Genomic DNA, 11428 nt, shown 5'->3' on the forward strand with positions numbered 1-11428 from the left:
TGTAATTTTCTCTATCAATATTTTCATCAATAAAAGGCCTTATTGAATATTGAACTTTAACATCTTTGAAAATGCTCTTTGCATCATTAAGTTCTTCATTAGCTTTTTTACCTTTTAATAAAGATAATGAACCATTAACTTTAACTAAGTGTAAAGCGGCCATACTTAAAGCTTTTACAGTCGCCACAGCTCTTGCTGTAACAACATCGAATTGATTAGTTTCCTTTACATCTTCAGCCCTATATTTGTAAACAGTTACATAATCTGATAAGTTTAACTTCTCGATAACTTCGTTTAAGAAGTTAACTCTTTTTAAAAGTGGTTCATATATAACTACTTTGTTTTTAGGCTTTGTTAACACATATGGAATTGATGGGAAACCTGCTCCAGCTCCAATGTCTAAAATGGTTCCACTTTGTAAGTCTTTAGTGATTTCAATCATAAATACTAAAGATTCGTAAATACCTTCATTTCAAAGTCTTTCATCTGAAAAACCAGTTAAATTCATAATTTTGTTTTTCTCTTCAATTAGATTAACATAAGCTTCAAATAAACTAAAATCTCAGTTATTTTCAATGCATAATTCTCTAACAAGTTCTTTACTTCTCATCATTGTAATTATTTATTTGTTCCTTTATTTCTGCGTATACATTTGTAATGCTTCCACCATTTAGAGATGCATTAATCACTTTTCCTATAAATTCACCTAATGAAACAATTTGTAATTTTGAGTATTTTTCTAGTAATTCATTGTTATCAATACTGTCTGTAACAATAACTTTTTCAATGTTAGGGTCATTTTCAAAAATATCAAACCCCTTTGAAAACACACCGTGTGTTGCAACAACAATAATTTTATTAGCACCATTATCTTTTAATGTTTGTGCTGCTTTTTTAATTGTTCCACCTGTATCAATAATATCGTCCACAATAACTGCGTTTTGACCTTTGATATCACCAATAATACCCATTACTTCAGTTTGGTTATCAGCATTTCTTCTCTTGTCTATAATTGTAATTTTAATTGTGTTTGCTATTAATTCAGCAAGTTTTCTAGCTCTTACAGTTCCACCGTGGTCTGGAGATACAACTGTGAATGATGTATTAAGTTTTCTCAATGCTAATGCAAGCGGATATTGTGCTCTTAAATCATCAACAGGAATATCAAAGAACCCTTGAATCGAAGGGTTATGTAAGTCAACACAAATCATTCTAGTAGCACCTGCTACTTGAAGTAAATTAGCAACTAATTTAGCTCCAATCGGTTGTCTTCCTGATGCCTTTCTATCTTGACGAGCATATCCATAGTAGCTTAAGCATACATTAATCGAACCTGCGCTTGCTCTTTTAAGTGAGTCAATAAATAACAATAATTCCATTAAATTATCATTTACAGGTTTTGACGTTGAAGCAATGATGTAAACATCTTTGTTTCTAACAGTTTCTTCAGCCACTCACATGGCTTCTCCATCAGAATAAACTGTTCTTGTTGCTTTTGAAAGTGGTATATTAACAAGTTCAGAAATCTTTTTTGCTAATTTTTCTGAATTATGCATACCAAAAATAACTGTTTGATCTTTATTCATTTTTCCTCATTTATATTTTACCCTTTTTGTTGCTTTATTATTTAAATAAAAATATTAAAAAAATACTTTGTTTTATTTTTTCTGTGTTATAATATTCAAGCAAAAAGAAATGCCCAGGTGGTGGAATGGTAGACACAAGGGACTTAAAATCCCTCGGTAGCAATACCGTGCTGGTTCAAGTCCAGTCCTGGGCACCAAAAAATGTGCGTCCTTAGCTCAGCAGGTAGAGCAAATGGCTTTTAACCATTGGGTCAGAGGTTCGAATCCTCTAGGACGTACCATTTCAAGAAATTGACCGAGGAACCTTAAAAGGTTCTTTTTTTATTCCTTTTTTTACTTTTACAGTAGTGAGCTAGTCAAATAAGTAAAAATCAATTTCTTTAATTTATAAAAAAAGAACAAGAAAAAACCAACTATTTCTAGTTGGTAAAAATAAGGTCATCTTTATGAAATGGTGCGAACGAATGGACTTGAACCATCGACCTCACGATTATCAGTCGTGTGCTCTAACCAGCTGAGCTACGCTCGCATAAATGTACTTCTATTATAGCATAAAACTATAAAAACAGAAGTACAAAATATTATTAATTTTATTAACGTTTTGAGAATTGTCTTGCACGACGTGCTGCACGTAAACCTGGTTTTTTACGTTCTTTAGCACGAGCATCTCTTGTAAGCATTCCAGCTACTTTTAAAGCTGAACGATATTCAGGGTTAGCTTCTAATAAAGCACGTGCAATACCTAATCTAATAGCACCTGCTTGACCACTAAGACCACCACCACTTACGTTTACACTAACATCAAATGTTCCAAATGTATCTGTTAAAACAAAAGGTTGGTTAGCATCTTTTAAGTAAATGTCAGATGTTAAGTATTCTCTAGCTTCACGGTTGTTAATAACAAATTTACCTTTACCTGGTGTTAATCTAACACGAGCAACTGAAGATTTTCTTCTTCCTAATCCACGGTACATAACTGTTTCTTTAGCCATAATTATTTAACCTCTAATCTTTCTGGTTGTTGAGCTTCGTGTTTGTGGTTTGGTCCAGCATACACAAATAAACTACGACGTTGTTTGTTTCCTAATTTTGTGTGAGGAATCATTCCACTTACTGCTTTTTCAATTAAAGCTGTAGGTCTTTTAACTCTTAATTTTGCTGCTGTAATGCTTTTTAATCCACCTGGGTATCCTGAGTGTGAGTAGTAAATTTTGTTTTCTTCTTTTTTAGCTGTTAAAACTACTTTTTCTGCATTTACGATGATAACAAAGTCACCCATATCTGCGTTAGGTGTAAATGTAGGTTTGTTTTTCCCTCTTAAAATTGATGCAACTTGAGCAGCTAAACGCCCTAATACTTGTCCTTCAGCATCAATAACATATCATTTTTTGTTAGCTTGTTGAGTATTAACTATTGTTGTTTGTCTCACGCTATCCTCCTATATACGTTAATAATAAAAAATTTATCTCGGTTTATAAATTTATAAATTGCTTATTTATTATACCACATAAGTTTTTTTATACTCATTTTTTTACATATGGTTTATTATGTTTTTTAGACCTATAGTCTAGGTATTTTATATATTTTCTTAATTAATTTTATTAATCAATTTTCATTTGCGATAACATGAAAATTGCTGCTGTTTCTGCTCTTAAAATTCTTGAACCTAATGAAACAACTTTTACATTATTTTTTGCAGCTAAATCGATTTCTTTATCTGAAAAACCACCTTCAGGTCCAACTAAGAAAATAACATCACTATCAATTGGTTGTGGTAAATTTGATGAAATATCAATTTTTTCATGCGCTATATATTTATTTTGAATTGGTAGATTTAAAACTTGTTTTAATGTCATTAATTCAGTTAAAACAGGAATTTTATTTCTGAATGATTGCTCAGCTGCATTTTGCAAAATAGTTTTAAATCTTTCGTATTTTGAGCTAAATTTATTAAATTTAAGTAAGTCGTGATTTGTGTATTGAGTTTTTAGTGGAATTATTTTTGTAACTCCAAGTTCTGTAGCTTTTTGTAGCGCTCATTCAAAACGATCTAACTTAATTACAGCCATTGCAAGAACAACTTCGTATTTATGTTCGTGATTTTGTTCTATTTTTTTAATTATTTTCGCAGCATTATTATCTAATACACATTCATAAAATTCTTCATTATAAACACAAACAAAAGGTTTTGTGTCTATTCTGATAACTTGAAGATGTTTTAATGTCTCTTTTGATAAAACAAAAGAGTCGTTGTTTTTCTCTGTTACAAAAAATCTATTCATAATTAGTTATCTTGCATAATTTCTTCATATTCTTCAAGAGAACCTCTGAATAAGAAGCTCTTTGTAGGTGATTGAAGTTCTAAAATAACATCAGCACATTGGTTAACAAATGCTCTGTTGTATGTTGTGAAAATTGCTCCACCCTTGAAGTTTTTAACACCTTCAATAACTGAGTCAATACTTTCAGCATCTAAGTGATCTAATGGTTGATCTAAGATGATAAAGTTGGATTCAAGAAGCATCATTCTTGAGAACATTAATCTAGCTTTTTCTCCCCCACTAGTTACTTTAACTTTTTTGAATACTGAATCATTGCTAAATAACATACGACCTAAGAACCCACGCATTCTAGCATCATCATTTTCTCTGTTTTCTTTTTCTTTATTTTCAAGTGGTCACTTAGAAATTCATTCAAGAATGTTTTCATCTGTATCAAAGTATTTGCTATTTTCATTAGGAAAGTATGAAGGTGTAATTGTTTGTCCTCATTCAACTGTTCCTGAAGTTGGTTTATTAATTCCAAGTAAACATTCTAATAATTTTGTTTTAGCAATGTCATCTTCTCCAACAATAACCATTTTTTCACCTGGTTTCAGTGAGAATGATACGTTTTCAAATAAAGTTTCGCCTTTATCATTTTTGTATGTTAAACCTTCAACATTTAAAATTTGTTTACCGTGATCACGGTTCATTTCTCAACGAACGAATGGATATTTTCTATTTGAAGGTTTAATTTCATCAAGTGAAATTTTTTCAAGAGCTTTCTTACGTGATGTAGCTTGTTTTGATTTAGATGCATTAGCACTGAAACGTGCGATGAATTCTTTAAGTTTTTCGATTTGCGCTTCTTTTTTAAGATTTGATTGCTTCATCATTTCTCTAGCTAACTCTGAACTTTGTTTTCAGAATGAATAGTTACCTGTGTAAATTTTTGCTTCATTGTAATCAATGTCAACAATATGTGTACAGATAGCGTCTAAGAAGTCGCTGTCGTGGCTAACTACAATAACAACGTTAGGGTAGTCGATCAAGAAGTTTTCAAGTCATCTAATACTTCTAAGGTCTAAGTGGTTAGTTGGCTCATCCATAATTAAAATATCAGGATTTCCAAATAATGCTTTAGCTAAAAGAACCTTTATTTTTTGATTAGCTGTAAGCTCTCTCATTGGAGCTTCTCATTTTTCTTTAGGTATATGTAAGTTACTTAAAAGTTCTTGCGCATCATTTTCTGCTGTTCATCCACCTAACATACCATATTTTTCTTCTAAATCAGCTGCTCTTTCATAATCTTTATCAGTTGCATCAGGGTTCATATAAATTGCATCTTTTTCTTCTTTGATTTTGTATAAATCAGTGTTTCCCATAATTACAACTTCAGTAACATTGTAATCATCATATGCATTATGATCCTGGCTTAATACAGAAATACGTTTGTTTTTCTCGATAACAATATTTCCACCTGATGGTTCAATGTCACCTGCAACTATTTTTAAAAATGTTGACTTACCAGCACCATTAGCACCGATAATTCCATAAGTGTTACCTTCTGTAAATTTTAAGTTTACGTTTTCAAATAATTTTTTATCACTAAAAATCTTGCTTAAATTTTGAACTTCAATCATATTTAGCTCCTTTGTTTTGATTAACAATATATAAATTAATGATTTATATATTTTATATTATTTTGAATAAAAAAACCTTCAAATTGAAGGCAGTACACATCTAAGTTTTCACTTCGATGTCGGCTCCTAAAAATAATACCATAAAAATAAAAATCACATAGCAAATTTGCTATGTGAAAGATAAATTATTTTTTGAATTCTGTAATAACTTCTTCACTGTATTCTCTGAATTTGTTTGCAACTGGATGTAATGTGTAGTAGTTTTTAACAATAACTTCTTCAACTACTTGTTCTGTAACTTCTCTAACTGCTACTTCTACTCTTTCCTCAACTTGTTCACAGTTACATTCACCTTCACAGCATGTTTGTTTTTCTTCTTCACATCCACATTCTTCTTTAGCTAATGCTGATGAGCTGTAAACAACTTCTGCTTCTCTTTTAACCATATTAGCGTTTCTGTTTGCTAAGCAGTGTCCACCACATCTGTATCCACCAACAGGTTCGATAATATTTTCTTCACGTGTTAAGTCTGATTCAACATAAACGTATTCTTCTTTAGGTTCTTCTTTTACTTCTGAATATACAACTGTTTCTTTTTCTTCAACTGGTTGTTTTTCTTCAACTGGTTGTTCTTCTTCGACTACAGTTTCTTCTACTAATACTTCTTCATTTTTAACTTGTTCAACAATTGTCATTTGTTCAACGTGGTATTTTCCACCTAAACAAGGACATGATAAACAAACACATTGAATTCTTGGTGATTTACATACTTTACAATTTCCATCTAATTTAACTTCTAATTCTACTTGTGCCATAAGGATCTCCTTTTATTTTCAAACTATTTAGATTTAATAAATTTATGATTTTGAACAATTTTTATTTATGTTTTACATAAACATTGATATTTAGCCTTGGTCTTTGTGGTTGTCTTCTTTTTGGTGCAAGAGCTACTGAACGACTAATTTTATGTTCATTATCTTTAATATAAGCAATATTACTACAATTATAAAGTTTATTATCAAGATTTATAGCAATATTTTTATTAGTTTTATTACTTTGTTTTTTAACTTTTTTTGGTTTTTCATCTAATCTAACTACTTCTTGATTTTGTAGTTGATTTTCAACCGGAACTTCAATTGGTTCACTAGCTGCTTGAGCTAATTTTTCTTGCTCAGCTTTCTTTTGTTGCTCTAGCTCTTCCATTCTTTTCTTAATTAACTCGTAAGTTTCAATAACAACTCTTTCTTGCTCTTCAATTGATTTGTATGGATCAATTCTGAATGATGAAAGAATTTGTTGGAATATTGGGTCAGCTTTCATTTGTTTTGTGAATAATGTCTTCATTCCAATTCTGTCTGAGAAGACTTTCAAAAGCACTCCATAAGCAATATCATCAATCATTTTGTAGAAAGCTTTTGTCCCTTCCTCTGTATAAATTTGGTAAGGGTTCTTTTGTGAATATTGAGCTAAGTTAACATTTGAACGTAATTTGTCCATTAAGTTGATATGACTTTGTCATTTTTCATCTAATGTACCTAAAATAAGTGCTCTTAAGTGTCTTATTAACTCTTCTTCTGAAGTGTTTTCTATTGCATTCTTTTCTCAATCTTGATAAATTGAAAGAATAATGTTAGCAATATATTCTGGTAAATCTGTTTCGTGAACTTTTGAAATGTCATTAATATCAAAGTGGAATTTAATGAATTTACCAATGTTTTCATTTAAAAAGTCTACAAGAGCTTCATAATGATAAACATTATTATGCAATCTATATTCACCACTTCTAACAATTGATCTAGCAGCAGATGCTATCATTCTTTGAACGATAAACACTATGTCACTGCTGTATAAGATTAAATCACGTTGCGCATAAATTAAGTCACGTTGTTGTCTAATAACGTCGTCATAATTTAAAACCGATTTACGTGAGTCATAGTTGAAACCTTCAATTTTCTTTTGAGCATGATTGAAAGCAAATCTAAGTTGTTTATTAGTAACTTCTTTGTCACCATCTTTTGAGTAAGCTTCTCTGAAACTTTCATAGTTTGCAAAACGTTGCATTAATTGATCATCAATAGAAATAAAGAATTTACTTGTACCAACATCTCCTTGACGTCCTGAACGCCCTCTTAGCTGGTTATCAATTCTTCTTGATTCAGCTTTATCTGTTCCTAAAACATATAATCCACCAAGTTCTAAAGCTTCAGGTGTAGGCTTAATGTCAGTTCCACGACCAGCCATATTTGTCGCAATAGTAACTGATTTAACTTCACCAGCATGTGAAATAATTTCAGCTTCAGATGCATTTTGTTTAGCATTTAAAACTCTATGAGGAATTGCTCTATGTGTTAAAAGTCTATGAATAATTTCTGAATCTTCAATTTGAGCAGTACCAACTAAAACTGGCTGACCTTTTTTGTAAAGTTCTTCAATTTTGTCAGCAACTGCATTTCATTTTGCTTTAGCAGTTGCAAAAATTGAATCAGGTTCATCTACACGAACAATTGGTTTATTTGTAGGAACAACATTAACTCTCATATTGTAGATATCAATGAATTCTTGCTCTTCAGTTTTTCCTGTACCGGTCATTCCACAAAGCTTTTTGAACATTCTGAAAAAGTTTTGATAAGTAATGGTTGCTAAAGTTTTTGTTTCAGGTTCAACTTCAACCATTTCTTTAGCTTGGATAGCTTGTTGAAGCCCTTCTGAATAGCTACGTCCATCCATTATACGACCAGTGAATGCATCAACTAATTCGATTTTTCCTTCACGGACAATGTACTCAACATCAATACGCATAATTTTATGTGCTCTTAACGCGTTTTGGATTAAGTGAACATTTTCAGAGTTTTCAATTTTATAAAGTCCATCAGTTTTGTAAAACTCATTAGCTTTAGCAATCCCTGAGTGTGTTAGTGCTACAGCCTTTGACTCTTCATCAACTATGTAATCTTCAGGGCCAAGAGTTCTAACGAATTGGTCAGCAGCAAAGTAAGCTGCTGTATCATCTTTTTCACCACCTGAAATGATAAGAGGCGTCTTAGCTTCATCGATTAAGATTGAGTCAACCTCATCGATTAAACAGAACTGAAGTCCTCTTTGAACTTTGTTATTCTTATTTGAGACCATATTATCTCTTAAGTAATCGAACCCAAGTTCAGAGTGAACTGAATAAGTAATATCGGCTGCATAAGCTTTTCTTTTATCATCCTCATTCATTTGTGCTTTATTAATCCCAACAGTAAGCCCTAAGAAATTAAACACAGCACCCATTTCAGTTGCATCACGTTCAGTTAAGTATTCGTTAACTGTAGATACAATCGCACCTTTACCTAAAAGAGCATTCAAGTAAACTGGAGCAATAGATGTAATTGTTTTACCTTCACCAGTTTTCATTTCAGCTACTGAACCTAAATCTAAAAGTAATCCACCTAATATTTGAACATCATAAGGTCTTTTACCTAAAACCCTCTTTGTTGCTTCTCTAGCTACTGCAAAAGCATCATTACGAATGTCTTCTAATGAATAACCTTTTTCTAATAGCTTTTTAAAGTATTCTGTTTTAGATTTCAGTTCTTCATCTGTAAACTTAGAAACTATGCTTTCAAGCTGATTAATTTTCTTTAAAGCTTTCTCAGCAATACGCATTTCTGATGTTTTGAAGTCTAATAATTGTTTTCAACTTTTCATAAGTTCAATTATACTTTTTTATTTATAAAATAAAAAAGACCTATTAACTTTTATGAGTTGAATGGGTCTTTTTGACTTTTAACACTATGTGTGTGTCGAAAAAGTAATTTTCAGGTTAATAATTATTATATGAATATTTAGTTAAAAATAAAGTTTTACACCATTTATTTTTAACGTTTTTTAGATATAAAAATAAAACTAAAAATCATAATCTTGTTTGTAGTTATTTGCTAATGTAAATTTTCGTTTTGGTAGTTTAATTTTCTCGCCAAGCACAGATCTCCTATACTCATAATGGAACATTTCAGGTTTTAATTCAATTTTCCCTAATTTTCATAATCCATCATCACAAAATAACAGAGCTAAATAAACATCCATTTTTCTTGTTTTTGATTTCTTTAGGAAACTTAATCTAAGGTGCATTCATGGATAAACAGATGCATTTATATTGTATTTCACAGAATATCATACTGTTTTTAATCTCACTTTTTCACTTAATAGAAATTGCATTTTATGATCAGGATTTCTAAATCTATTATCATAAAAATTATCGTCAGGTAATGATTTTGATTTATCACGATATATCTCTACTTCTCTCAGAAAATATTCTCAACGTTCTCTTATTACTCCATATTTTTTAAATACGAACATAAAAATACTACTACTTACTAGGAAACCAATACTAAGGCCGCAATTTGATGCTAAAAACATAGATAATGAATCGGATAAATTTACATAAACCCTGTTCAAAGCAAATAATACAATACACGCAGGAATCAAATACAAAACTGATAATGACATTAAAATATAAAAGATTCTCTCATAGATTACTTCGAATTTTAATCTCTTTTTAAAAATTATTATCAAATAATCAAATAATTCATCTCTTAATTTAAAACCTGAATCAACAAGCCTTATAACAACATAAAGCTTATATTCAGCAAGTCTCAGTCTTGGTTGAAAAAGTTTTGTGAGGAATAATAATAATAATAATAATGCAAATATCATAACTTATCTAGTATTAATAAATAAATTAATAAATTAACCTAGATTGTCCTCTTTAGTTTTATTTGGAATTCTCTTAATATATTGACCGCGAGTTTTTGATTTAACTTTTATAAATCCATTCATAGCCAATTCTTGTTTAGACATATTTAGAAAATGCGAAATATGTCTCGTTTGTTTAGTTTTTAGGTTAAAGAAGTATCTATTTTGACCACCTCTACCACCTTCATTATATGGTTTGTCTAATTTAGTTTCATCAATAACAACTCATTCAACCTTTTCAATTTTTTGCATACCAACCGCATATCGAGCTACTTCATCTAAATACTCTAATTTCTGTGTTTTATTGGCTGATAAAGATTTTGCAGTTTGAACAATATCATTAATTTCTGTACCTAGCGATACTGCTGAACCAATTAATCCTGCAACATTAGCACCTGTTGACAAAGTGCTTTGAGCATCAGATATACCACTTCTGAATAAATTAAGTGCTAATGCCTCACTAGTAATTTTATCTTTTAGTCCTGCTACAGACATTACAAAGGACAGCCACAATGTAGCTGCCGTTCATAAACCAAAGAACATGTCTTCAGAAAATAACTTTTCCTTTATTCCTGCCATTTCATCATATATTGATTTTCTATGTTGCACATATCCATCAATAAGAGCAGCTATTGTTGAAAGCGCGGCAGCAATCCCTGTTGAAACCAAGGCTACTAACGTCATGCTTCCTCAAGTAAATAAATTAACAATATGAGATACAAGAGCAGAAGCACTAGCAATAACTGCAAGACTAATAACAAACACCTTAACAGCCTCTAGATCTCTGATAAAATTTAACTCTGGTATCATAATTTCGTTTATAACTTCTACTTTTTTCTTGAGTCTATTATATTCAAAAATCAATTGCTTACTATTGATTGTACCGTCATCATTGATTTCAAATTCCATTTCATAGTCAGTTACTAATCTCTTTATTTCTGTCTTGTTTTTGGCCGTTTCTTCTTTTATTGCTTTTTTTTACTTTAGAATCTTCTTTCTTCATAAGAAGAATATTGTTTCTCAATTCTTTTTTAAAACTATCCTGAATTTCTTCAAATTTATTATTCTCTATTAACTTATTCTTTATTTCTTCAGTTGGTACAAATGCCCCTGATTTCTTTTCTATAAACTGGGACACTAAAAATGGACAGAAGGTTTAATTAGACATAATAACACCTCAATGATGTTGGGGTGTTTTTCA

General features: G+C 30.7%; 11 protein-coding genes and 3 tRNA genes. 2 read left to right on the plus strand and 12 right to left on the minus strand.

Annotation, left to right across the window (positions count from 1 at the left end; genetic code table 4):
- On the minus strand, window positions 1–613 hold a 613-nt coding region (rsmG, locus tag ACNF36_RS02495; protein ID WP_418303613.1), incomplete at its 3' end, for a 16S rRNA (guanine(527)-N(7))-methyltransferase RsmG.
- The gene (locus tag ACNF36_RS02500) at window positions 600–1586 is read right to left on the minus strand and encodes a ribose-phosphate pyrophosphokinase (RefSeq protein ID WP_418303614.1); all 987 of its coding nucleotides are present in this window, start codon (window positions 1584–1586) and stop codon (window positions 600–602) included. The genes rsmG and ACNF36_RS02500, both read right to left, overlap by 14 nt.
- Before the next feature lie 111 nt (window positions 1587–1697).
- Between ACNF36_RS02500 and ACNF36_RS02505 the strand changes: the two genes are divergently transcribed.
- Together ACNF36_RS02505 and ACNF36_RS02510 are read left to right on the plus strand one after the other, a co-directional pair.
- Window positions 1698–1783 (plus strand) — tRNA-Leu (locus ACNF36_RS02505).
- 8 nt (window positions 1784–1791) lie between these two features.
- Window positions 1792–1867, plus strand: a tRNA-Lys gene (locus ACNF36_RS02510).
- A 171-nt stretch (window positions 1868–2038) separates the two neighbouring features.
- Here ACNF36_RS02510 and ACNF36_RS02515 read toward each other — a convergent pair.
- From ACNF36_RS02515 to ACNF36_RS02560, 10 genes are all read right to left on the minus strand, one after another.
- Window positions 2039–2115 (minus strand) — tRNA-Ile (locus ACNF36_RS02515).
- Window positions 2116–2179: 64 nt separating this feature from the next.
- On the minus strand, window positions 2180–2578 hold the full coding sequence (gene rpsI / locus ACNF36_RS02520) for a 30S ribosomal protein S9 (protein ID WP_257089391.1): 399 nt from the start codon (window positions 2576–2578) through the stop codon (window positions 2180–2182).
- 2 nt (window positions 2579–2580) lie between these two features.
- Window positions 2581–3015: a 50S ribosomal protein L13 gene (gene rplM, locus ACNF36_RS02525; protein ID WP_257089389.1), complete on the minus strand. Its 435-nt coding sequence runs from the start codon at window positions 3013–3015 to the stop codon at window positions 2581–2583.
- Between the two features lie 172 nt (window positions 3016–3187).
- On the minus strand, window positions 3188–3868 hold the full coding sequence (locus ACNF36_RS02530; RefSeq protein ID WP_418303615.1) for a 16S rRNA (uracil(1498)-N(3))-methyltransferase: 681 nt from the start codon (window positions 3866–3868) through the stop codon (window positions 3188–3190).
- Between the two features lie 2 nt (window positions 3869–3870).
- Complete coding sequence (locus ACNF36_RS02535; RefSeq protein ID WP_418303616.1) at window positions 3871–5490, minus strand: ABC-F family ATP-binding cassette domain-containing protein; 1620 nt, start codon at window positions 5488–5490, stop codon at window positions 3871–3873.
- A 185-nt stretch (window positions 5491–5675) separates the two neighbouring features.
- On the minus strand, window positions 5676–6305 hold the full coding sequence (locus ACNF36_RS02540; RefSeq protein ID WP_418303617.1) for a hypothetical protein: 630 nt from the start codon (window positions 6303–6305) through the stop codon (window positions 5676–5678).
- A 61-nt stretch (window positions 6306–6366) separates the two neighbouring features.
- Window positions 6367–9180: a preprotein translocase subunit SecA gene (gene secA, locus ACNF36_RS02545; RefSeq protein ID WP_418303618.1), complete on the minus strand. Its 2814-nt coding sequence runs from the start codon at window positions 9178–9180 to the stop codon at window positions 6367–6369.
- A 198-nt stretch (window positions 9181–9378) separates the two neighbouring features.
- A complete protein-coding gene (locus ACNF36_RS02550) occupies window positions 9379–9831 on the minus strand; it encodes a hypothetical protein (RefSeq protein ID WP_418303619.1) in 453 nt (150 codons plus the stop codon).
- Between the two features lie 390 nt (window positions 9832–10221).
- Window positions 10222–11136 carry a hypothetical protein gene (locus ACNF36_RS02555; protein ID WP_418303620.1) on the minus strand — a complete coding sequence of 305 codons (915 nt, stop codon included), beginning with the start codon at window positions 11134–11136 and terminating at the stop codon, window positions 10222–10224.
- Complete coding sequence (locus ACNF36_RS02560) at window positions 11099–11230, minus strand: hypothetical protein (RefSeq protein ID WP_418303621.1); 132 nt, start codon at window positions 11228–11230, stop codon at window positions 11099–11101. The genes ACNF36_RS02555 and ACNF36_RS02560 overlap by 38 nt, the downstream gene beginning before the upstream one ends.
- Between the last annotated feature and the right edge of the window lie 198 nt (window positions 11231–11428).

The sequence above is a fragment of the Mycoplasma sp. 4463 genome (genome assembly GCF_048381515.1).
GTDB lineage: Bacteria > Bacillota_I > Bacilli_A > Mycoplasmatales > Metamycoplasmataceae > Mycoplasmopsis.